Raw genomic sequence first — 23,522 nt, forward strand, 5'->3', positions numbered from 1 at the left:
GAATTGGTCCTGCACAGTCCACTATGGCTGCATGCTCCAGCCAGGCAGAGAAGGCCCTCCCCCGCAGCAACCCTGCCCGGCAGCGGTTTGCAGTCGTTCCACCATCGCGTTCTGGGTTTCCCCAATAGCGCAGCAGCGGCACCTTTGGGTAGCATTGACTTCCCCGAATGGCCTCGCCGCTGCTTTTTGCCCTGTGATGAAAGCTTGCCGCGAGCAAGGCATCTTCTCACTCACATCTGCTCTGTTTCTTAGAGAGTCTTCGCCAGCCAATGCCCCGTATGCGAGTGCAGATTCGCCGCAATCTGCTCCGGCGTGCCTTCCGCCACAATGCGCCCACCGCCCTCGCCGCCCTCCGGCCCCAGATCGATCACCCAGTCTGCCGACTTGATCACGTCCAGATTGTGCTCGATCACGATCAGCGACCCGCCCCCATCGATCAGCTTTTTAAACGCCGTCAGAAGCTTCGACACATCGTCGAAATGCAGACCCGTTGTCGGCTCGTCGAGAATGTATAAAATCCGGCTGGCCTGCGAAGGCTTGGCGTTCGCATTCGCGGAACGCACCGCCGCAAGATGCGCAGCCAGCTTGACGCGCTGCGCTTCGCCCCCTGAAAGCGTTGTAGCCGATTGCCCCAGCCGCAAGTATCCAAGCCCCACTTCATCCAGTACGGCTATCTTTTCCAGCAGCCGCGAATGCCCCGCGAAGAACCGCAGCGCTTCCTTCACCGTCATCTGCAGCACTTCATGGATGTTCTTGCCCTTGTACTGCACCTCGAGAATCCGCGGCTGATAGCGCGTGCCATTGCAGTCTTCGCACGGCAACTCCACATCGGCCAAAAACTGCATCTCCACCGTAACCGTGCCATCGCCTTCGCAGGTGTTGCATCGTCCGCCCGGCACGTTGAAGCTGAAATGCCCCGGCGTAAGCGACATCCGCTTGGCGTCGGGCTGCGACGCAAAAATCTCGCGGATCAGATCGAAGCCCTTGATATACGTGATGGGATTCGACCGAGGGGTGCGGCCAATCGGCGTCTGATCCACCAGCACAACATCATTCAACCTCTCCACACCGGTGAGAGATTTGAACACGCCGCTTGGATCACTGCCGTCACTCTGCCCCAGTGCACGCGCCACCGCGCGATACAGCACCTGGTGCACCAGCGTTGATTTGCCCGATCCCGACACCCCGGTGACGGCCACCAGCATGCCCATGGGAATCTCCACATCCACTCCGCGCAGGTTGTTGGCATACGCGCCCTTCAGCACCAGCTTCTCCCTGCCCGGCTCGCGCCGCCGCGTCGGCACGGGAATCGTGATCTGCCCCGAGAGATATCGCCCGGTCAGCGAATTGGGATTCGCCTCGATCTCCGCCAGCACCCCTTCCGCCAGCACCTTGCCGCCAAACTCACCGGCCCCCGGTCCCAGGTCGAGAAGATAATCGGCCGCCCGCAGCACATCACGGTCGTGCTCCACAACCACGATCGTGTTGCCCAGGTCGCGCAGGTCTTTGAGTATCTTGATCAGCCGGTCCGTATCGCGCGTATGCAGCCCGATCGATGGCTCATCCAGCACATACAACGCACCCACAAGCTGCGACCCCAGCGACGTGGCAAGTTGAATGCGCTGCGCCTCGCCGCCGGAGAGCGTGGACGCCAGCCGGTCCAGCGTCAGATATTCAAGTCCCACCGCGTCCAGAAACGTGAGCCTCTGCCGCACCTCGTGCAGAATCTGCCCGGCAATCTCCTCCTGCATCGGCGTCAGCGTCAGATGCGAAAAGAACTCCTTCGCCTTGCGCACGGTGAGCGCCGTTCCCTGGCAGATATTCAGTCCATTCAACCGCACCGCCCGGGCTTCCGCGCGCAATCGCTGCCCGCGGCACTCAGGGCATTCCGCATAGCCGCGATATTTCGACAGCATCACGCGAACATGGAGCTTGTACTTCTTGCGCTCCATCTGCGCAAAAAATCCATACACCCCGTCGAACGTCCCCTTGCCGCGCAGCACCGTCTCGCGCGCTTCTTCCGTCATCTCCCGCCACGGCACATCCATGGGAATACCAAGAGCGGCAGCCTGCTTCTTCATATCCGTAAACCAGTTCCGATACTTCGGCCGGTTCCACGGATCGATGGCCCCGTCATTCAGGCTGAGGCCCTTATCCGCGACCACGAGATTCAAATCGAAGTCGACAGTGTTGCCGAACCCCTGGCAGCGCGGGCAAGCGCCAAAGGGATTGTTGAAGCTGAACAGCCGTGGCTCCGGCTCCCGCCCCGGCCGATGGCAGCTCGCGCATTCGAAAGCTGCTGAAAATCGGTGCCTGGCGCGCTCCGCATGCTCCTCGCGAGGCCCAGGGCTCCCCGCCGACAGGTCTTCGTCTGTGGGGCGTGGCGCTTCCTCGAAAATCACCTCACCGCCTTCGCGATATGCAATTTCGACAGCGTCCACAATCCGCGCGCGATTCTCCGCATCCACCACGATGCGATCCACCAGCACAAACACCGGCAGCGTGAAATCAATCTCCAGCAGGCTTTCCGGTGTGCTGAATTCGAAAATACGCCCGTGCTGATAGAGCCGATTGAAACCGCCGCTGCGCAACTCGTTCAGCCGCGCCTTCAGCGCATCGGTCATCGGCGACTCGACTGCAGCCTTGGCCGCAGCCTTTGCAACCGCGGCCTTGGTCTTGCGTGTCGCCTTCTCGGGCTCCGCCATGGGCTCGTCGTGGCGCACCGGAAACAACACCAGCAGGCGCGTTCCCTCGCTCAGCGCCAGCATTCGTTCCGCAATCTCATCCACGCTGTCCCGCCGCACCAGCCCGTCGCAATAGATGCAGTGCACCACGCCGCAGCGCGCGTAGAGCAGGCGCAGGTAGTCGTAAATCTCCGTCGCCGTGGCCACCGTCGACCGCGGATTCCGCGTGGTGTTTTTCTGCTTGATCGCAATGGCCGGCGCCAGCCCGTCGATCTCATCCACGTCGGGCTTTTCAATGCGCTCCAGAAACTGCCGCGCGTAGGCCGAAAGCGACTCCACATAGCGGCGCTGGCCCTCGGCATAAATTGTGTCGAAGGCGAGCGACGACTTGCCTGACCCGCTCACTCCGCTCACCACCGTGAGCTTGCCATGCGGAATCTCGCAGGAGATGTTCTTGAGGTTGTGCGTCCGCGCGCCGCGGATCACGATAGCTTCATTGGCAGAGCTCAAAGGAAAGGAGACCTCAAGAGAGCAGAATCACGGCTGCATGTGCACGGATGACAAATACGTCGCGGACGCACATTGGGCCATCTTCCATTATAAAAGGCCGCCGGCAGTCCCTGCTCGTCACTCCCATTCACCCTCCCGAAGCGCGGCTGATATGCTCGGGGCAACGATGATGAACCGGATCATTCTCTTCCCTGCTCTCCTGGTCGGCCTCCCCATTGGATTTTCCCCGTTTGCTGAAGCCCAGACGCAGCCGGCGCTTGACAAGGCAGTCGTCGCTTATGTCGATGCGCACCAGGCCGAGGCCAACGCCTTCCTTGAGCGCATCGTGAACATCAACAGCGGCACCCACAACCTCGAAGGCGTGCGCTCCGTTGCGCAAATCGTGCAGAACGAACTGAAGGCGCTCGACTTCCAGGTGGATTTCAAGCCCATGGATCGCGCTCCGGACAACGTGGGCCGCGCCGGCGTGCTCGTCGCCACCCATCCCTGTGCGGCCGGTGAAGGCCGTTGCGGCAAGCGCATCCTGCTCATCGGCCACATGGACACGGTGTTCGAAACCACCAGCCCGTTTCAGAAGTACACCGTGAGCGGCGACATCGCCACCGGTCCCGGCGTCAACGACATGAAAGGCGGCCTCGTCGACATGCTCTACGCGCTCAAGGCACTCAAGGCCGCCGGCGTGCTCGACAAGACGGAAGTCCGCATCGTGCTCAGCGGCGATGAGGAAGCCCACGGCGAGCCCGCCTCCATCTCCCGGCGCGACATGCGCGACGCCGCAAAGCAAAGCGACGTGGCCCTCGAGTTCGAAGGCACACCGCGCTCCAATGGCGTGTTCTACGGCAGCGTCAGCCGTCGCAGTTCCATCACCTGGCACATCAAGACCACAGGCGAAACCGGCCACTCCTCCGGCATCTTCTCAGAGCACATGGGCTACGGCGCTATCTACGAGCTCGCGCGCATCCTCGACGACTTCCGCACCAAACTTCCCGAGCCAAGCCTCACATTCAACGTCGGCATGGTCGTCGGCGGCACCTCTCTCACCGTCGACGAGGCAGGAAACAACGCCACCGCCGCCGGCAAGGACAACATCGTCGCTCCCACTGCCTACGCCAGCGGCGACATCCGGACCATCAGCAACGAGCAGACCGAACGGGTGGAAAAGAAAATGCGTGACCTCGTCGCGCAGCATCTCCCGAAGACAAGCGCCACCATCGACTTCGGCGAAGGCTATCCCGCGATGGCGCCCACCGATGAGAATCGCGCCCTGCTCAAGCTGCTCAATCAGGCCAATAAGGAACTGGGCTTCGGAGAAATGCCGGAGCTCGATCCCATGAAGCGCGGCGCCGGCGACATCGCTTTTATTGCCGATCTGCTGCCCGGACTGGCCGGTGTGGGAGCCACGGGCGAAGGCGCACACGCACCCGGCGAGACCGTCGACCTCAAGGCGCAGGCCATCAACACCAAGCGCGACGCCGTTTTGATGTGGAAGTTGAGCCAGTTGGAGGACAAGACCAAGCTCGTCGATGCCGTGAAGTAGTTAGAGACATGTGCAGCGACAAACCCGCCTTGCACTTGCCTTTCTCTCTGTCATTCCTGCAGCGAGTCTGCTGCTCACCACAAACTTGTCATTCTGAGCGCGGCGAAGAACCCGCTTCCGCCTTCTTCGCTGTCATTCCCGCAGAAACCAGGGCCGAGTTACTCCTCACTCACCACGCGCGGAGTAACTCGGCCCTTGCTTACTTATAAAGCGGCAGCGGCTGCACAATCACGTTCTGGGGAGCGCTGATCGCGTACGGTGATCCCGGCGCCTGCCCCGCGCTGGTCGCCGTGATCGTGAAGACATACAGCTTCCCTGCCGGCCGGCTGATCGCGTAAAGATGATTCTGCTTGTCCCAGAACATCTGGTCGATCTCGACGTTCACCAGAAGGTTGGTGAAATAGGTTGGAGCAGCCGCCCCGTTGAAGTGGAAGATCTGCAAACCGCTGGTTCCACCCACCGCGAAAAGCTGCCCGCTCGGCGACATGCTGGTGCCAATCGGCGAACCAAACAGTCCGACGGGCATCTGCGCGGCCATGTTCGTGCTCGCCAAATTGCCGCTCGCGTCCGCCGTGAATGAGGCCACCTGCGCTCCGCCATCGGATGCGAAGCTGTCCGCAACCACAGGCTGCATGATCATCGCCACGTGACCCGAAGGATCGGCCGTGGCATTCGACGGACACCAGAAGTCGCCTGCTTTCGGCATAGGCAGCGTCCGCGTAAAGTTCGGCAGGTCCGTCAGGTTGCCGTTCAACTGGCGTTGAAAGCCCCACACACCCCAGTACATGTTGCCCAGGCACGAGGCCTCGTAAGCATACAAGTTGTTCGCCAGAATGGTTGGCGGCCCTGTGAGCCAGTCGTTCCCCTGCGTGGTGCCAAGGTTCGTCTCCGTTCCCACCGAGCTGTTCACCGCCAGCGACCGGATGTCGTTATTCACGCACCCGTCGTCACGGTACTCGAAGTTGTACAGCGTAGCGCCGGTATGGTCGAGCACCAGTTGGCCTGGCCCGCCGCAGTCCTGCGCATTCATCTTGGCCACGTCCGTCTGTGACCACAGCGCCAGCGAACCATTGCTCTGGTTGATGTGAAAAGCATCGACGTAGACCGTGTTCCGGTTCGACGCGAACAGAAACTTCCCGCTCACCGCCATCGAAGTAACATCTGCCGTCCACGGCGATCCGGGCAGAGGCGTGAGCGATCCGTTGGCCGACGACGTGAAGCCCATGATCTCATTCACGGAACTGTTGGGCGGCGTCACCGAAACGTAAACCCACGCTGCCGGCGATGGCATTTGGGTGCGTGCCTGGGTTGGGCTGATGAAGGCTGCTGCAGAGAGAAAACCATTGAGGCAAACTACATGGAAAAAGCGCATCACTATAGTCCCCGTAAAACGTGCATAGATATGTTGGGCCCGACCCTGTCGACATAGGGGTCTTTTCCTTCGTGCGTTCGGCTTTAGCTGGTCGGATCGTCCTGTTTCCTCAGATGCAAATCTGAGACAAAGGTGGTTTGGTGATGCAGTTTCGCACAAATAAAAAATAGAGTCAGGTAAAAAGTTGTAAAGGCGACATTAACTTGCTGGTTACCCCGCAGCGCAGTCACAACGGAAAGAGTGGCTCCCTTCCCCTGAGGGGGCATGCCCAATCCTGAAATAATGGCCTCGACAATGAAAATCCGGGCTTATCTCCTGATGCTGTTTGTAGTTGCCGTGTGGGGCGCCACCTTCGTCGTGGTCAAAGATGCCCTGGCGGACGCCTCGCCCGCGGCCTTCAACCTCGCGCGCATGACGCTGGCATCGGCGATCCTGGCCGTTGGCTACCACCGCTCTCTGCGGGGGATCCGCTGGTGGCACGTAGGTGCGGGTGCCATCGTGGGCTTCTGCCTGGCCATGGGCTATCAGTTCCAGACACTCGGCCTGGTCTGGACCACCCCCTCCAAATCGGCATTCATCACCGGCATGGTGGTGGTGCTGGTGCCTCTGTTCTCCCTGCTGCCGGCGCTGCGGCCACCCCACGCGCGCCTGCCGCGCTGGAACGCACTTCTCGGCGCCGTTCTGGCGTTCGCCGGCATCGCCCTGCTCACCGCTCCGGGAATCTCCGGAGCCACCGGGCTGGCAGCCGTCATCCCGGACCTCCGCCAGATCAACAAGGGCGATGTCATCACGTTCGGCTGCTCGGTTGGGTTCGCCCTGCACTGCCTGGCCCTCGGGCATCTCTCCCCCAAAATCGACTTCAAGCCGCTCGCCACGCTCCAGGTGGGATGGTGCGCGTTGTTCATGGTCATCACCCTGCCCCTCATGGGGCGCCCCTATCTGCACTGGTCACCCCGGCTCGACATCGCCCTGCTGATCACAGCGGTGCTGGCGACAGCGGCAGCGCTGTCCATCCAGAGCTGGGCGCAATCGATTCTTCCCTCCACCCATACCGCGCTGATGCTCACCCTTGAGCCGGTCTTCGCGTGGATCACGTCCTTCCTGGTGATCGGCGAGCGCCTGGGACTCCGTCCCGCTACCGGTGCCGGGCTGATTCTCTGCGGCATTGCCCTCACCGAGTTGGTGCCCCAGCCCGGGCACATGCCCTCCGCGCATGAAGCCTGAAGGCAGAAACCCACCACAGATCGGCGACCGTAAAAGGCCATCAAAACCGCCGCCGGAAAATCATCCTTCAGCTTCGGAACTCGGCGCCAAGACCCTCGCCGCGGAGCGTGAAACCGGCGCGGCACCATCTGCGCCCATCAGTTGCAGCGAACCCTCAATGATGTCAGCCGCCATCTTCAAACCATCGACACTGCGAATGGCCTCGCTGATCCTTGCAGCCGAATCGCGATAGATGCTGTCGCCGAGAACCTCACACAACGCAGAACGCAGCCGTCGCGCCCCCAGCTTGCTCCTCGGCACCACCACTCCCGCATGGCGCGAAGCCACCCTGGCGGCCACACCCGGCTGATCGTTGCCAAGAGGAATGCAAACCAGCGGAACGCCTTCCGCAAGAGACTCGAGTACCGTATTGAGCCCTCCATGCGTAATAACCACAGCCGCCTTCTTCACCAGCTCAAGCTGCGGGGCATAGCTCACCACAATGGGTGACCCGGGCAGCTCGCCAAAGCGCTCCACTCGCAGCCCTCCGCCCAGCGAGATCACAAGCTGAACCGCCAGGGATTCGCACGCCTGCGCGATCGTACGGAAGACAGACTCTGAACCGTTCTGCATCGTGCCGAGCGAGGCATAGACGAGCGGCCGGCCATCCAGTCGCTCCCATGGAAATGCCACCGCCGGGCGCTGCTCGTGGTCGACAAAGGGGCCCGTGTAGTGCACCACAGCGGGCTTCCCCGGCACATCGAACTCCAGCGCGGCAGGCAGTTGTGCCACTTGAGCAATGGGCGACAGGGCATCCACCGCGCGGCGCAGCGGCTTCAGGCCCCACACCCGGCGCTGCTCGTTTACCAGCTTGTAAATAGGTGCCGCCACGCGCGTAAGCAGCCGGAAACCCAGTGTGTTGCGAATCCGAGCGAACCGGCCGTCGCCTGCCTGCCACCCAAAACAGAACGGCGGAATACGCGAATCCTGAATGAGGGGTGGGAACATGGCTACAGAAACGAAGGGCAGCCCCAGGTGTTCGGCCACGGTGCCGCCCATGTCGGCCTCGTCCACAAGCAACGCCTCCACTCCCGCCCGGCGCACAGCCTCGGGGCCATCGCGCAGAATCATGCGCGCCGTGTTGCGGACGCGCTCCACGGTGAATCGAAATGTGGCGAGCCCTCTCAACGTCCCGAGGTGCTCATCGAGACGGCGCAGCGTTCCCACCGGGTAGTCCGCTGTGCCAATCTGCATGAACTCAATCCCGGCAGCGCGGATGCGAGCCTCCGTATCAGCAATGCCGAAAATAACAACCGAGTGGCCGCGGCGCTCCAGAGCACGCGCCAGCGAAGTCATGGGGTTGATATGTCCCGTGCCCGGGAAGCAGAAGATTCCGAGACGCGCCATGGGGAAACTGTCCTTTGTGCAGCGATGGGGACCCGATGGATGTACGAAGAGCGCGCAGAAAAGGATTGGTCAGCGCGACGAATCATAAGCAAGCTTCACTCGGGGTGGAAAGAAGTTTGTGACGAAACTCGGAACCGGCCCAGCGCCTCCGCCGTACTTGCAGCAGGAGGTCAGTCATGGCACGAACCATCGGCACATGGGCTCTCTCTGTCTTGTGGGCAATCGGTTCCCTGTCGCTGGTGAGTGCCGCGCAGGCGGCCGGCACGCGCGTCGACGCGGGCGGCTACCAGTTGTTCACTTCCGTGAACGGATCAGGCAATCCCGCAGTCGTATTCGTATCCGGTCTGGGAGAGGACTTATCGACCTGGGACAAGGTCGCGCCCGACGTCGCCAGGTTCACGCAAACCTTCGCGTACGATCGCGCAGGACTCGGAAAATCCGATCCCGCGACGAGCAAAAAATCCGTCGATCAGATGGTGAGCGAACTGCACGCGGCGCTGGAAAAATCAGCAGTGAAGCCGCCTTACGTGCTCGTGGGCCACTCCCTCGGCGGTGCGGTTGTCGAAGTGTACGCGCACCGTTACGCAAGCCAGATTGCAGGTCTCGTGCTGGTCGATCCCGAAGACGGTCGCCTCCTGGAGCAGCTCCATGCCACCCTGAGCAAAGCCGACTGGGATGCCCGGCAACAGATGCTGGACAAGATGATGGACGCAGCCTCGCCCGCGCAGAAAGCGGAGCTCGAAGCATCGAAGGATAGCGGCAAGCTGGTCGAAGCTTCCCTGCCCCTGCCTGCCGTGCCCACCGTACTGCTCACCGGCACGCTGAAGGATCCCGGCTTCCCGGGCAACCCCCTGGAGCAGGATCTAAAGATGGGTCTGCACAAAGAACTGCTGGCCCAGAATCCGCAGGTCAAACAAGTCTTCGCCCCCAACAGCCGCCATTACATCCAGGAGGACGCGCCGGACCTGGTCCTCAACGCCATCAAAGATGTCGTCGCGCAGGCACGAAAAGGATCCGGGAAGAAGTCGCCATTGTAGGGCTCGGCGTATTGGTCGCGTTCGGCGATACCCGCTCAGCGCCCACTCCAAAAATGCGCCGCCTCAAGCCCGTCTGCTCCGCTTTCTCCGGACCGCTTCGCTGTGACCGTCAGCACAGCCACGCGGCTCGCTTCGGCCCATACTCGATCCTCCGGATCATGAAACGCCTCGCACCCATGACGCGCCGCATCTCACCACCAAGCTTCAGTACCCGCAAGTCTGTTAACTACAAAACTAATAGGGTTTCACCCCCATTCGCTGCAGGGATAGAGTCGCTATTTTCCGCGTAAATTATTCTATTTAATCAAGTTAAAGCCAAGAACCGCAAAATCAAAATCTTCGCCCCAAACCCGAATAAAAGGCGTATCAAAGACGAATATCCGCCCCCTTTCCAGAGCCACAAATACGCGCGTTGATTACTGATCAGTAACGTCCCTCCGGATCGCGAAGCACCGGCCCGCCCGCGCCCGGAAGCCCGCCTTCGGTTCGCAGTCTGGAGAAATAAGGTCGCCGGCCGACTACCGGGGCGCGGGCGCCGGGCTGTCCGCCAGCGCGTACGCCAGCACCGCCATCACTGCGGCATTTTCATTCAGGTGTTTCGGGTTCACTTTGTCGAAAGTGTCCGCCGCCGTGTGGTGATAGTTGAAGTAAAATCGGCTGTCCTGAATGGGTGCGAAACTGGGCACACCCTTCTCCGCCAGCCCTGCAATGTCTTCCCCTGAGCCACCGCTTTCCACAATCGGCGCGCCTATGCCATCCAGGACCTGCGCAACCGGCCGCAGAAACCGGCCCAACTCCGGCTTGCCCTCGAAAGATATGCCCGTCGGATGATCCGCGCCCAGATCGCTCTCGATCGCACCAATATGGTTGGCAATCTGGTCCTTGTAATCCGCCACGTAGGCAGCCGCCCCCTGCGAGCCCTGCTCCTCGCACATCCACGCCACAAAGCGCACAGTCCGCCGCGGACGGATCCCCAGCGACTGCAGCAGATGAATCGCCTGCATCGAAACCGCGATCCCCGCGCCATCGTCAATCGCACCCGTTCCCAGGTCCCAGGAATCCAGGTGCCCCGACACAATCACCATCTGCTCGGGGTGCTCCGTTCCCTTCCAGTCCGCGATGACGTTATAACTCTGCGCGTCCGGCAGCGTCTGCGGCGTCAGTGTAAGGTGCATCTTTACTGGTCCCTGGGCCGCCAGGTTCGCCAGCATTTCAGCATCCTCCGCGGTCACCGCCGCGGCCGGAATTTTCGTCATATTCGGGTCGTAGTCCGTCATGCCGGTATGCGGCAGGCGATAATCCGCCCCGCCGGCCGAGCGCACCAGGACAGCCGCTGCCCCCGCGGCAGTTCCCGCAACCGGCCCCGCTGCCCGATACACCACCGCGCCTCCATAAGCCGCGCCGCCATTCCCCACCGCCGCAAGCTCCTTGTCGAACGGATGGTTGAACAGCAGGATCTTGCCTTTCGCCGCGTCCGCCGGCAACGCTCGCAATGCCGCGAAATCCGGCACCACGATCACCTCCGCGGTAAGACCCTCCGCCGGCGTCGCCACCGATCCGCCCAGAGCCGTCAGTACCACCTTCTGCGTGGTCCCGGCAGCCTGACCCGGCCACGCCACCAGCTCGCCGGTTTCAACCCCGCGAACCCAATGCGGAACCATCGCTTTTTCCAGGGTGACTGTGGCGCCCAGCGACCGCATCTCCGCCGCCACCCAATCCACGGCCTGCTGCGCCTGCGGCGATCCCGCAAGACGCGGGCCAATATTGTCGGTCAGGTGCCGAAGCTCGTTCAGCGCGTAAGGGTCGCGCATCGCCGCTTCCCGAATCTTGCGCATGGTCGCAAGCTGGTCCGCGGTCCACGCACTCTGGCCGCCGTTCATCCGGGCATTCAGGCGATCCATCATGCTGGGCTGACGGGCGGGAGCAGTTTGAGCATGAGCAAAGGAGAAGGAAAGCAGCAAGAAACCCAGGACCTTACGAGGGCAAGCCATGGGCGGATGTTAGCATGCGTCCCGTCACGCTCCTGCGGCATCTACGTCTAAGTAACCTGTGGGGCGGAGAAGGTGGCTTTCCGCTGTTTTCTTCCGTTTACTCCGCCCGGACAATCCGCTTCCGCTTCACCGCTTGACGCGTTTCCCAGCATGACATTGTTGCAGCGCAAGCACTTATAGGAATGCGCCAATCCAGCCCGGTATACTCTGAGGGGTTGGTGCACTGAACGCTCAGCATCTGACGAGGTCTACGAACTACATGAAATCTCTCATCGAACGGCTACGCACGCGCCGTCTCGCTACAGTCTTCGTTCTTCTCGGCACTCTTTCCATCGCCATCGTGGGCGGCTCGTTCATGGCTCACGGGGTACGCGGACAGGAAAAGCAGAACGACAGCGCCGATGCCACTCCGCTGAAGGTTGGCAACTCAAGCCTTCCCAGCAACGAGTTCCAGAGCGTCTTCGCCAAAATCGCCAAGCAGGTGGGACCGGCGGTGGTGAACATCAACACCCAGACCCTGCCCAAGCAGTCCGCCAACCGCCCCAACCGGCGCTTCCACGGCCGCAACGTACCCAATCCGCAGAACCCTCCCGGTGGCGATGATGACGAGCAGGACCAGGGTGGCCAGGGTCAAGGTGGTCAGGGTGGTCAGGGCGGCGGCGACCAGGGCCAGCAGGGATTTCAGGATTTCTTCAATCGCTTCTTCGGCGGCCAGGCCCCCGATCAGGATGATGATGGCGGCCAGGTGCGCGAATCGCTAGGCTCCGGATTCATCGTCGACTCCAAGGGCTACATCATTACCAACAATCACGTAGTCGACAAAGCCGACAAGATCTACGTAAAGCTCTCCACCGATCCTGACTCGCAGGACCTCGGCCGCCCGGCGCGCGTCATCGGCACCGATAAGGCCACCGACCTCGCCGTGATCAAAATCGACGCTCCCTCCGCCCTGCCCACCGTCAAGCTGGGCAACAGCGACCAGGTGCAGGTCGGCGACTGGGTCGAGGCCATCGGCAGCCCGTTCGCGCTCGCGCAGACCGTCACCGCCGGCATCATTTCCGCCAAAAATCGCACCATCGAGCCCGGCGCGTCCGGCCAGTTCCAGCACTTCCTTCAGACCGACGCTGCCATCAACCCCGGCAACTCCGGCGGCCCGCTGCTCAACATGGCCGGCGAAGTCATCGGCGTCAACACCGCCATTTACACGCAAAGCGCCGGCTATCAGGGCATCGGGTTCGCCATGCCTTCCAGCACCGTGGTCGAAATCTACAACGACCTGATCGCTCCCGGCCACAAGGTCGTGCGCGGCTCCATCGGCATCCAGTTCCGCCAGGGGCTCTCGGGCGCGGTCAACCGCGTCTATGGGTTCAAAAATGGAGTACTGGTGCAACAGGTACAGCCCAACGGTCCCGCTGACAAAGCGGGTCTGAAGCCCGGTGACATCATCACCACCATCGATGGCCGCCAGATCAAGGACGGCGACGACCTGGTCAGCGAGATCGCCAGCCGCCGGCCCGGATCGAGCATCCGACTCGGCTTCGTCCGCGATGGCAAGCCGCAGGATGCCACTGTGACCATCGGCGATCGCGACAAGGTGTTTGCCGACATGGGCAACGCCCAACAGAACCAGCAACCCGAAGAAGGCGGCAACCCCGGCGAAACCAAACTGGGTATCGTGGTACGCGACACACCCCCGGAGATGGCCACCAAGCTCAAGCATCCTGGCGTGGTCATCCAGTCGGTCCGGACCGGCTCATTTGGCGATCTCCAGGGGCTCGAGCCGGGCTACGTGGTCATCCGCATCAATAAGCAGCCCACCGCCAACCGTGATCAGTTCAACCAGGTGGTGAGCAAACTCAAGATCGGCGATGACGTAGTCTTTGAAATCATGGACCCGCGTCATCCTGACCTGGGAATCAATTACGTAGGCGGAACATTACAATAAACTTGCATCCAAGGGCGTATGGGGTTGGGTCTCCATACGCCCGTTCCGTTTCCGAACCACCAGAAACGGTCCGGGAGAGACTAAGCAAGCACTCCTTGATTTTTCTGGTCTACCCTTCCGGCTCGTCCGGTATACTGCGGGAACGAGAAGCGCCCGAAAAACTTCTAATTTTTCACCCTGGAGGTGCTCTCAGGATGAAGTCAATCCGAGTAGTCCTTTGTTCGTCTCTCGCTGCGTTCTTGATCGCGGCATCGGCCTCTGCTAGCACGACCAACCACCCTGCGACCGGCAGCGCCCACGCCAAGACCGCCAGCCATAAGACCGCAGCCCACGGCCGGACGAAGGCAAAAGCCCCCAAATCCCACAAGCTCCACGGACAGCAAGCCATTGACGCTGAGCGCGTTACGCAGATTCAGCAGGCTCTCATCCGCGAGCACTACATGAGCGGCGACGCAACCGGGCAGTGGGATTCCACCACCCAGGCCGCCATGCGGAAATTCCAGTCCGACCAGGGCTGGCAGACCAAGCTGATGCCCGACTCGCGCGCTCTGGTGAAGCTGGGCCTCGGACCGGACTACTCCACCGCCATCAATGCCAAGGATGTGGCCTCGGCTCCCGCTACGCCGCCGGCGAACTCCATTGCCGCGCCGCAGACCGCCGGCTTTGCAGCCGCTTCGGGCATAAACCAGTAGCTACGCACTGTCCTACGAAGAGGCCGCCCGAGAGCGGCCTCTTCTGCGTAGCTATTCATGCACTGCTCGTTCGCCCCGCTTCGCTGCGCCAATCGGCGATAATAGATTCAGGACGTTTATAGCTAGCCGATCGCAGTATTCTCCTTCCCGAATCCTTGAGGCCCTTTGCGGCGTCTCAGGTCTCCCAGGAAATCCCGGCATGGCCCGCGTCACCCTTTAGAAAAGGACTTGATCCTCCATGCCGTTGAACTGCGGAATCGTCGGTCTGCCCAATGTGGGCAAGAGCACCATCTTCAATGCCCTCACTGCCGCCAAGGCCCAGGCCGCCAACTATCCGTTCTGCACCATTGACCCCAATGTCGGCATCGTCTCCGTGCCCGATCCGCGCCTCGACAAGATCGCTGAACTGGTCAAACCCAGCCGCGTGGTGCCCACCACCATGGAGTTCATTGACATCGCGGGCCTGGTCGCCGGCGCCAGCAAAGGCGAGGGCCTCGGAAACCAGTTCCTCGGCCATATCCGCTCCACCGACGCCGTCTGCCACGTCGTCCGCTGTTTTGACGACCCCAACGTCATCCACGTCGCCGGAGGCGTCAATCCGCTCCACGACATCGACATCATCAATACCGAGCTCCTGCTTGCCGACCTCGACTCTGTCGAAAAACGCTGGGCCAAATCCGAAAAGGCCGCCCGCAACACCTCCGACGCCAAAATCAAGGCCGACTTCGAAGCCCTCAAGAAGCTGAAGGAAGCCCTTGAAGCCGGAAAGCCTGCTCGCGTCGTGGACCTCTCCGAGGAAGAACGCGCTGCCGCCCGCGAGCTCTTCCTGATTACGGCGAAACCAGTTCTTTACGTAGCGAACGTCGACGAAGCTGGCCTGACAGAGGGTAACCAGTGGACCGCCGCCGTCGAACAGCGCGCTGCCGAAGAAGGCGCTCAGGTAGTCCGCATCTGCGGTGCCATGGAGGCCGAAATCGCCCTCCTCGAGCCCGAAGAACGCACCGAGTTTCTCGCCGACTTGGGCCTGACTGAGCCCGGCCTCAATCGCCTCATTCACTCGGCTTATAAACTCCTTGGGCTCGCCACCTACTTCACCGCCGGCCCTCAGGAAGCCCGCGCCTGGACCATCCCCGTCGGCACCAGGGCGCCCCAGGCCGCCGGCGTCATCCACTCAGACTTCGAACGCGGCTTTATCCGCGCAGACGCCTACCACTGCGACCTGCTCTTTCAATACGGAAGCGAGCAGGCCGTCAAGGAGAAGGGTCTCTACCGCTCTGAGGGCAAGGACTACGTCGTGAAAGACGGCGACATCCTCTTCTTCAAGTTCAACGTCTAGAACATCGCTAAGCAGCCTGGCGATGCTGCGGCACAGCCAGCCCGGCGAGCGGAGCCTTCCTGACGTGCGCCTGACTCGCGTGCCAGAAGGCTGCAACGTCGCGCACCGTCTGCTCCAGAGAGCGCCGCGCGAACCATCCAGTGGACGACATGAAAGCCGAGCTGTCGGCCATGTAAAACAGGCGGTCCTCCGGCCGAGCTGGCGCGTGCTGCACCTGGGCTGAGCGGTGGCACACGCGTTCGATAAGCCCGATCATCTCATTCACTGAAATGGTGTGCGCGGGGCCTCCGCCGATATTGAAGGCGTTGCCCGCCGCAATGGCGCGGAAATTGCGCGCCGCCATCAGGGAGTTCACCACATCGGACACGTGCAGCACTTCGCAGACCTGCATGCCGCTGCCATACACCGTCACGGGTTCGCCCCCCAGAATGGAGTACACCAGGTGCGCGACCCAGCCGTGCCCCGCGCCATCGAACTGCCGCGGACCGGCAACGCTGTCGGCGCGCAGCACCACACCCGGTAGTCCGTAAAACCGCGCATAATCGAGCACCGCACGATCGGCCGCCCCCTTCGAGCAGATGTGCGGCGACGCGAAATTGGCAGGCGCCTGCTCGGCTATGCCGCGGAATCCCGCCTCAATCGGCTGCAGACGATCCCCATGCTGTTCCAGCACATCGGAACTCAGCGCGTTATACACCTTCGAAGTAGAGATGTAGTACACCATGGGGCTGCGGCCGGAATTCCGCGCCGCTTCCAGCACATGCAAGGTGCCCCGCACGTTGACATCGAAGGTCTCACAAGACTCCACCGGGCTTTCCGAACGGGAAGCCAGATGATAGACCTCATCCACATCGTTGAGCGCTTCCCTGACGCGCAGTTCGCTGCGCACATCTCCGCGCAGGAAGCGAAGCCGCGCCGCGCGCGCCTGGGAACGAAGCCAGGTCACGTTCACCTCGGCGCCGGGCTGCGAGAGGTCGTCGAACACGGTGATCCGCGCATCCGTGGTAGCCAGCAGGTGCGCGGCAAGGTTGGCTCCAATAAAGCCGGCGCCGCCCGTGATGAGGATATGCTCAGGCTGATTCTCTTTTACAGAAAACATCCCAGTCCCTCGGCGGACAAACACTCTTGCCCTTTTATTCGGATGCCCGATTCCCCGGTGCGGTTGATTGTGCCGCAATTCCTTATCGCCGCTCCGCCAAATCCGCCCCGGTGGTCGATCGAATCACCCGCCGGTCCGAATCGGACCGCCTTGAGCGATTCGCAATTACAATGGGCGGAAAGGAGAGCTCGGGTTGATGAAAGCGTCTGTGGCGGCGGTTGACTCGGTACTCGGGAGTAAAGTCCTCACCAAAAACAAGCACCTGATCCGCTGGGTCGAGAAGATGGCCGAGTTGTGCCGGCCCGATTCGATCCATTGGGTGGACGGATCGCAGGAGGAGTACGACTTCCTCTGCCAACGACTGGTCCAGGCAGGCACGTTCATCCGGCTGAACCAGGAACTGTGGCCCGGCTGCTATTACGCGCGGTCCTCGCCCAGTGACGTGGCACGCGTAGAAGATCGCACCTTCATCTGCTCCCTCTCGAAAGACGCTGCCGGCCCAACCAACAACTGGGAAGATCCGTTTGTGATGCGTCGGCGTCTCAAGCAGCTCTTCAAGGGCTCCATGCGCGGCCGGACCATGTACGTGCTGCCCTTCAGCATGGGCCCGGTGGGCTCGCCCATGTCCGGCATCGGCGTGCAACTCACGGACTCTCCTTACGTCGTCGTCAACATGCGCATCATGGCGCGTATCGGTGCGCCGGTGTTCGCCGAAATCGACAAAGACGAGAAGCGCGTGGTGCCCTGCATGCACACCGTGGGCGTGCCGCTGAAGCCAGGACAGCACGACGTGCCTTGGCCATGCAATGACACCAGGTACATCGTGCATTTTCCGGAAACGCGCGAGATCTGGTCGTACGGATCAGGCTATGGCGGCAATGCTCTGCTCAGCAAAAAGTGCTTCGCCCTGCGGATCGCGTCGAACATCGCCCGCGACGAAGGCTGGATGGCCGAGCACATGCTCATCCTTGGCGTCGAAGATCCTTCCGGCGAGAAGACCTATGTAGCCGCCGCCTTTCCGTCAGCGTGCGGCAAAACGAACTTCGCCATGCTGATTCCGCCCAAAGCCATGAAAGGCTGGCGGGTGTGGACAGTCGGCGACGACATCGCCTGGATCCGCCCGGATAAAAATGGAAATCTGCGCGCGATTAACCCCGAGGCCGGCTTCTTCGGCGTGGCGCCCGGAACCGGCGCCCACACCAATCCCATGGCCATGGCGGCGCTCGCCAGGAACTCCATCTTTACCAACGTCGCGCTCACGCCCCAGGGGGGCGTGTGGTGGGAAGGCATGACCGAAACGCCGCCTGCCGAGTGCGAGGACTGGCGCGGCGAGCGCTGGACTCCCCAGATCGCAAAGCAGACCGGGCGCACCGCTGCCCATCCCAATGGCCGGTTCACGGCTCCCGCATCGCAGTGCCCCACCATGGATCCGGACTGGGAGTCGCCCGATGGCGTTCCCATCCAGGCCATCGTATTTGGCGGAAGGCGCTCCACCACGCTGCCGCTGGTCTATCAGGCGTTTAACTGGTCGAGCGGTGTCTACATCGGCGCCACCATGGGCTCTGAAACCACCGCCGCCGCCGCGGGCGCGGTTGGCAAAGTGCGCCGCGATCCCATGGCGATGCTCCCCTTCTGCGGATATCACATGGGCGACTATTTCCGGCATTGGCTCAAAATGCAGCGCGGCCTCGATCGCACACCCCGCATATTCCATGTCAATTGGTTCCGCAAAGATGAAAATGGAAAGTTCCTGTGGCCCGGGTTCAGTGACAACATGCGTGTGCTTCGCTGGATTGTGGAGCGCGTACAAGGACGCACGCATGGCCGCGAGACCGCCATCGGATGGGTCCCGCAATATGACGACATCGACTGGTCGGGCATGACCTTCCAGCGTGAAAAATTCGATGCCCTGATGGAAGTTGACCGCGAAGCATGGAAGCAGGAAGTGATTGCACACGAAGGCCTTTTTATTGAAGTGCACGATCACCTGCCGCCCGAGATGATCTACGAGCGGGAACTGTTGATCTACAGACTCTAAGCGGTTCACATCGTGAGAGAAGCCCCGGAACATGCACAGTGTCCGGGGCTTTTTGATTGACTTTTCATGCAACTTCGCACTTTGTCTTGACGAACATTTCGGTTATATTAAAAATTCCAGCACCCCTCGGGTGCCACCCACCCAGGGACGCTTGCACGCAGATTTTCTACTACCTCGGCGGACGCCGCACGAGCATCGGTAAATCATCTGGCACATGACGGCAGACGATCTGTGCCGTCACATCTGATCGCAAAGGGTTCATCAATGCAATCATCCGATCGCCGTCTTCGTGTACCTGCCCCCCAGGGGCTCTATCATCCGCAAAACGAGCACGATAACTGCGGCATGGGCTTGGTCGCCAGCATTCGCGGCGAGAAGAGCCACGACATCATCCGCAAGGGCCTCGAGGTTCTCATTAACTTGACCCACCGCGGAGCCGCGGGTTGCGATCCCGAGACCGGCGACGGCGCGGGCATTCTGATCCAGATTCCGCATGTCTTCTTCGCGCGCGAGTGCGGAGAGTTGGGCATGCAGTTACCCAATGAAGGCGCTTACGGCGTGGCCATGTGCTTCCTGCCTGTGGACCGCCACAGCCGCCTGCAGTGCGAAGGCGTCCTGGAACGCATCGCCAAGCAAGAAGGCGCAGCCGTGATCGGCTGGCGCGACACGCCCGTGAACGGCGACGCCATCGGCCGCGAAGCGCGTGCTTCCCAACCTTATATAGAGCAGCTCTTCGTGCGCCGGCCAGAAGGCCTCGACGAGGAGAGCTTCGAGCGCCTCCTCTACCGGATCCGCCGCCGCACCGAGAACGAGATCGCCGAGTCCGAGATCGAAAACAAGGAATACTTCTACATTCCTTCGTTCTCATGTCGCACCATCATCTACAAAGGCCTGATGCTGGCGCCGCAGATCCAGAAGTTCTACTTCGAGCTGGCCAATCCCCTGGTCTCGAGCGCGCTGGCCCTCGTGCACCAGCGCTTCTCCACCAACACCTTCCCCAGTTGGAAGCTGGCACATCCCTATCGCTACGTCGCTCACAACGGCGAGATCAACACCATCAAGGGCAACGTGAGCTGGATGAACGCGCGCCAGGGCGTGCTCGAACATTCACTCCACGGCGAGAAGATGGAAGATCTCTTTCCGGTCGTCATACCCGGCGGCAGTGACTCGGCTTCGCTGGATAACGCCGTCGAGTTCCTTTACCAGTCCGGCCGTTCCCTTCCCCACGTCATGGCCATGCTGATCCCTGAAGCCTGGGCCGGCAATCCCGACATGGACGAAGACAAGCGCGCCTTCTACGAGTACCACGCTTCACTCATGGAACCGTGGGACGGACCTGCGGCCATCGCCTTCACCGACGGCCGCGTCATCGGCGCCACGCTGGACCGCAACGGCCTGCGTCCCGGCCGCTACATGATCACCAAGGACGACATCGTCGTCCTCGCCTCGGAAGCCGGCGTGATCGACGCGCCTGCCGAAGACATCCGCAAAAAGGGCCGCCTCCAGCCCGGCCGCATGTTCCTTGTCGACACGGTGCAGAAGCGCATCATTGCCGACGCCGAAATCAAAAAAGACCTGGCCGCGCGTCAGCCCTACGCAAAATGGCTCGAGGAGCAGCAGGTCACACTCGATCAGCTGCCTGAGCCTTCACGCGTAATCGCCTCCAACCCGGAAACTCTGCTCCGCCGCCAGCGCGCCTTCGGATATAGCGAAGAAGACCTCCGCATCCTGCTCGGACCGATGGGCGCCAAAGGCGAAGAGCCGATCGGCTCCATGGGGACCGATACCCCCCTGGCATGCCTCTCCGATCGGCCCCAGCCGCTGTTCAACTATTTCAAGCAGCTCTTCGCACAGGTGACGAATCCGCCCATCGATCCCATCCGCGAAGAGATGGTGATGTCGCTCATCAGTTACATCGGCACAGAGCGCAACATCCTGGATGAGGCGCCGGAGAACTGCCACACCCTGAAGCTGCCGCATCCGATCCTCAGCAATCGCGATCTCGAAAAGCTGCGCCGCGTGTCCTCCGGAGATTTGCTGGCCACCACCCTGCCCGCACTGTTCCGCGCGGAAGACGGCGAAAAGGGCTTGAAGACAGCGCTGGATGACCTGGGCAGCCGCGCCTCCCATGCCGTGGCTTCCGGCTACACGCTGCTTATCATCTCTGACCGCGGAGTCGACTCGACCTACGCTCCCATCCCCTCGCTGCTCTCCATGGCCGCGGTGCACAACCGCCTCGTCCGCGAGAAGACGCGTACCCAGGTGGCGCTCATCATCGAGAGCGGCGAGCCGCGCGAAGTCATGCATTTTGCATTGCTCATCGGCTACGGCGCCAGCGCCATCAACCCGTATCTCGCCATCGAGACCCTGCACGACCTCAAGCGCCGCGGTCTTCTCCCCCACAACGTCACCGGCACCCAGGCCGAGAAGCATTTCATCAAGGCCATCAACAAGGGCCTCCTGAAGACCTTCTCCAAAATGGGCATCAGCACGCTCCAGAGCTATCGCGGCGCCCAGGTGTTTGAAGCCGTCGGCCTCAACAAGTCCATGGTCGACACCTACTTCTCCCGAACCGCATCCCGCATTGAAGGCGTAGGCCTCGACGTGCTGGCGCGCGAAGCCGAGATGAAGCACACGTTCGCCTTCCAGCCGCTCACCGACTCCGAGACCGAACTCGTCGTCGGCGGCCAGTATCAGTACCGCGTGGGCGGCGAGTATCACCTGCTCAATCCGCTCACCATCAGCAAGCTGCAACATGCAGTGCGGCAGAACAGTCCGCAGACGTTCCAGGAATACACAGACCTCATCGACGGACAGAACCGCACCCTGTGCACGCTGCGCGGGCTGCTGCAGTTGCAGTACGCTCCCAAACCCATCGCGATTGAGGAAGTCGAGGCTGCAAAGGAGATCGTGAAGCGCTTTGTGACTGGAGCCATGTCGTTCGGCTCCATCAGCAAAGAGGCGCACGAGACCCTCGCCATCGCCATGAACCGCATCGGCGGCATGTCGAATACCGGCGAAGGCGGCGAAGAAGAAGCGCGCTTCAAACCCGATGCGAACGGCGACTCGCGCCGCAGCGCCGTCAAGCAAATCGCCAGCGGACGCTTTGGCGTAACCACCAACTATCTCGTCAACGCCGACGAGTTGCAGATCAAGATGGCGCAGGGCGCAAAGCCCGGCGAAGGCGGACAGTTACCCGGCCACAAGGTCGACGCAACGATTGCAAAGGTGCGCCACTCGACGCCGGGCGTGACGCTCGTCTCGCCGCCACCGCACCACGACATCTATTCGATCGAGGATCTGGCGCAGCTCATCTACGACCTGAAGAACGTCAACCCGACCGGCGACGTGTCGGTGAAGCTCGTCTCGGAAGTCGGTGTCGGCACGGTCGCCGCCGGCGTCTCCAAGGCGCGCGCCGATCACGTCACCATCTCGGGCTATGAGGGCGGCACCGGCGCCTCGCCGCTGACCTCGCTGACCCATGCCGGCTCGCCCTGGGAGATCGGGCTCGCCGAGACGCACCAGACGCTGGTCGCCAACCGCCTGCGCGGCCGCATTGCCGTGCAGGTCGACGGCGGCATCCGCACCGGCCGCGACGTCGTCGTCGGCGCGATGCTCGGCGCCGACGAGTTCGGCTTCGCCACCGCGCCGCTGATCGCGGCCGGCTGCATCATGATGCGCAAGTGCCACCTCAACACCTGCCCGGTCGGCGTCGCGACGCAGGACCCGCTGCTGCGCGCGCGCTTCAAGGGCCAGCCCGAGCACGTGATCAACTACTTCTTCTTCGTCGCCGAGGAAGTGCGCGCGATCATGGCCGAACTCGGCTACCGCAAGTTCGACGACATGGTCGGGCAGATGCAGATGCTCGACCAGCGCGCCATGGTGGCGCACTGGAAGGCGAAAGGGCTCGACTTCTCGCGCCTGTTCACCAAGCCGGAGGCGGCGCAAGGCGTCGCGATCTACAACTCCGAGGAACAGGATCACAAGATCGAGAAGATCCTCGACCGGCGGCTGATCGCCGAGTCGCAGGGGGCGCTCGATCGCGGCGCGCCGGTGCGCATCGTCACCACGATCAAGAACACCGACCGCACCGCTGGCGCGATGCTCTCGGGCGAGATCGCCAAGCGCTACGGCCATGTCGGCCTGCCCGACGACACCATCCGGGTCAAGCTCAAGGGCACCGCCGGACAGAGCTTCGGCGCGTGGCTCGCGCGCGGCATCACGTTCGAGCTCGAAGGCGAAGCCAACGACTATGTCGGCAAGGGCCTGTCGGGCGGGCGCATCATCATTCGCCCGACCAACGACTTCCGCGGCAAGTCCGAGGAAAACATCATCTGCGGCAACACGGTGATGTACGGCGCGATCGAAGGCGAATCGTATTTCCGCGGCGTCGCGGGCGAGCGCTTCTGCGTGCGCAACTCGGGCGCGACGGCGGTCGTGGAAGGCACCGGCGATCACGGTTGCGAGTACATGACCGGCGGCACGGTGGTTGTGCTGGGCGAAACCGGGCGCAACTTCGCGGCGGGGATGTCGGGCGGCGTAGCGTTTGTCTACGACGCGGACGGCACCTTCGGCAGCAAGTGCAACAAGGCGATGGTCGCACTCGATCCGGTGCTGCAGCAGGCCGAACAGGAACGCACAATCGACCGCGCTTTGTGGCACACCGGTGAA

The 23,522-nt window shown here is 62.0% G+C and carries 13 protein-coding genes; 8 read left to right on the plus strand and 5 right to left on the minus strand.

Translation table 11 applies throughout. From position 1 onward, the window contains the following. Nucleotides 1-248 precede the first annotated feature (248 nt). Nucleotides 249-3,194 (minus strand): excinuclease ABC subunit UvrA, encoded by a 2,946-nt coding sequence (gene uvrA, locus VGL22_RS20510; RefSeq protein WP_465268828.1) that lies wholly within the window; start codon nucleotides 3,192-3,194, stop codon nucleotides 249-251. A 151-nt stretch (nucleotides 3,195-3,345) separates the two neighbouring features. Here uvrA and VGL22_RS20515 point away from each other — a divergent pair, with 151 nt between their 5' ends. Beyond that, a complete protein-coding gene (locus tag VGL22_RS20515; protein ID WP_465268829.1) occupies nucleotides 3,346-4,731 on the plus strand; it encodes a M20/M25/M40 family metallo-hydrolase in 1,386 nt (461 codons plus the stop codon). A gap of 199 nt (nucleotides 4,732-4,930) precedes the next feature. On the opposite strand, the gene VGL22_RS20520 is transcribed toward VGL22_RS20515, so the two are convergent. After that, nucleotides 4,931-6,022 (minus strand): hypothetical protein, encoded by a 1,092-nt coding sequence (locus tag VGL22_RS20520; protein WP_465268830.1) that lies wholly within the window; start codon nucleotides 6,020-6,022, stop codon nucleotides 4,931-4,933. A gap of 363 nt (nucleotides 6,023-6,385) precedes the next feature. On the opposite strand from VGL22_RS20520, the gene VGL22_RS20525 reads away from it, so the two are divergent. Then, nucleotides 6,386-7,327, plus strand: coding sequence for a DMT family transporter (locus tag VGL22_RS20525; protein ID WP_465268831.1), 942 nt, complete (start codon nucleotides 6,386-6,388; stop codon nucleotides 7,325-7,327). A gap of 60 nt (nucleotides 7,328-7,387) precedes the next feature. Here the strand turns inward: VGL22_RS20525 and VGL22_RS20530 are convergent, their stop codons facing one another. Further along, nucleotides 7,388-8,713 carry a glycosyltransferase gene (locus tag VGL22_RS20530; RefSeq protein WP_465268832.1) on the minus strand — a complete coding sequence of 442 codons (1,326 nt, stop codon included), beginning with the start codon at nucleotides 8,711-8,713 and terminating at the stop codon, nucleotides 7,388-7,390. Nucleotides 8,714-8,889: 176 nt separating this feature from the next. Between VGL22_RS20530 and VGL22_RS20535 the strand changes: the two genes are divergently transcribed. Continuing rightward, the gene (locus tag VGL22_RS20535; protein WP_465268833.1) at nucleotides 8,890-9,750 is read left to right on the plus strand and encodes an alpha/beta fold hydrolase; all 861 of its coding nucleotides are present in this window, start codon (nucleotides 8,890-8,892) and stop codon (nucleotides 9,748-9,750) included. Between the two features lie 518 nt (nucleotides 9,751-10,268). On the opposite strand, the gene VGL22_RS20540 is transcribed toward VGL22_RS20535, so the two are convergent. Beyond that, nucleotides 10,269-11,654 carry a M20/M25/M40 family metallo-hydrolase gene (locus VGL22_RS20540; RefSeq protein WP_465268834.1) on the minus strand — a complete coding sequence of 462 codons (1,386 nt, stop codon included), beginning with the start codon at nucleotides 11,652-11,654 and terminating at the stop codon, nucleotides 10,269-10,271. Between the two features lie 346 nt (nucleotides 11,655-12,000). On the opposite strand from VGL22_RS20540, the gene VGL22_RS20545 reads away from it, so the two are divergent. The 3 genes from VGL22_RS20545 (at nucleotide 12,001) to ychF (ending at nucleotide 15,714) form a co-directional block, all read left to right on the plus strand. Further along, nucleotides 12,001-13,686, plus strand: coding sequence for a trypsin-like peptidase domain-containing protein (locus VGL22_RS20545; protein WP_465268835.1), 1,686 nt, complete (start codon nucleotides 12,001-12,003; stop codon nucleotides 13,684-13,686). 194 nt (nucleotides 13,687-13,880) lie between these two features. After that, the gene (locus VGL22_RS20550; protein ID WP_465268836.1) at nucleotides 13,881-14,378 is read left to right on the plus strand and encodes a peptidoglycan-binding domain-containing protein; all 498 of its coding nucleotides are present in this window, start codon (nucleotides 13,881-13,883) and stop codon (nucleotides 14,376-14,378) included. Between the two features lie 238 nt (nucleotides 14,379-14,616). Further along, nucleotides 14,617-15,714 carry a redox-regulated ATPase YchF gene (gene ychF / locus VGL22_RS20555; RefSeq protein WP_465268837.1) on the plus strand — a complete coding sequence of 366 codons (1,098 nt, stop codon included), beginning with the start codon at nucleotides 14,617-14,619 and terminating at the stop codon, nucleotides 15,712-15,714. Nucleotides 15,715-15,721: 7 nt separating this feature from the next. On the opposite strand, the gene VGL22_RS20560 is transcribed toward ychF, so the two are convergent. After that, complete coding sequence (locus tag VGL22_RS20560; protein WP_465268838.1) at nucleotides 15,722-16,813, minus strand: NAD-dependent epimerase/dehydratase family protein; 1,092 nt, start codon at nucleotides 16,811-16,813, stop codon at nucleotides 15,722-15,724. 196 nt (nucleotides 16,814-17,009) lie between these two features. Between VGL22_RS20560 and VGL22_RS20565 the strand changes: the two genes are divergently transcribed. Both VGL22_RS20565 and gltB read left to right on the plus strand, forming a co-directional pair. After that, the gene (locus VGL22_RS20565) at nucleotides 17,010-18,851 is read left to right on the plus strand and encodes a phosphoenolpyruvate carboxykinase (GTP) (protein WP_465268839.1); all 1,842 of its coding nucleotides are present in this window, start codon (nucleotides 17,010-17,012) and stop codon (nucleotides 18,849-18,851) included. 264 nt (nucleotides 18,852-19,115) lie between these two features. Then, on the plus strand, nucleotides 19,116-23,522 hold a 4,407-nt coding region (gene gltB / locus VGL22_RS20570; protein WP_465268840.1), incomplete at its 3' end, for a glutamate synthase large subunit.

The organism is Occallatibacter sp., assembly GCF_036502485.1.
Classification (GTDB): domain Bacteria; phylum Acidobacteriota; class Terriglobia; order Terriglobales; family Acidobacteriaceae; genus Telmatobacter.

Coding starts and splice junctions, on each gene's coding strand:
- VGL22_RS20515 (WP_465268829.1), top strand. CDS start 3,346: ATGCTCGGGGCAACGATGATGAACCGGATCATTCTCTTCCCTGCTCTC.
- VGL22_RS20520 (WP_465268830.1), bottom strand. CDS start 6,022: ATGCCATCGCCGGCAGCGTGGGTTTACGTTTCGGTGACGCCGCCCAAC.
- VGL22_RS20525 (WP_465268831.1), top strand. CDS start 6,386: ATGGCCTCGACAATGAAAATCCGGGCTTATCTCCTGATGCTGTTTGTA.
- VGL22_RS20530 (WP_465268832.1), bottom strand. CDS start 8,713: ATGGCGCGTCTCGGAATCTTCTGCTTCCCGGGCACGGGACATATCAAC.
- VGL22_RS20535 (WP_465268833.1), top strand. CDS start 8,890: ATGGCACGAACCATCGGCACATGGGCTCTCTCTGTCTTGTGGGCAATC.
- VGL22_RS20540 (WP_465268834.1), bottom strand. CDS start 11,654: ATGATGGATCGCCTGAATGCCCGGATGAACGGCGGCCAGAGTGCGTGG.
- VGL22_RS20545 (WP_465268835.1), top strand. CDS start 12,001: ATGAAATCTCTCATCGAACGGCTACGCACGCGCCGTCTCGCTACAGTC.
- VGL22_RS20550 (WP_465268836.1), top strand. CDS start 13,881: ATGAAGTCAATCCGAGTAGTCCTTTGTTCGTCTCTCGCTGCGTTCTTG.
- ychF (WP_465268837.1), top strand. CDS start 14,617: ATGCCGTTGAACTGCGGAATCGTCGGTCTGCCCAATGTGGGCAAGAGC.
- VGL22_RS20560 (WP_465268838.1), bottom strand. CDS start 16,813: ATGTTTTCTGTAAAAGAGAATCAGCCTGAGCATATCCTCATCACGGGC.
- VGL22_RS20565 (WP_465268839.1), top strand. CDS start 17,010: ATGAAAGCGTCTGTGGCGGCGGTTGACTCGGTACTCGGGAGTAAAGTC.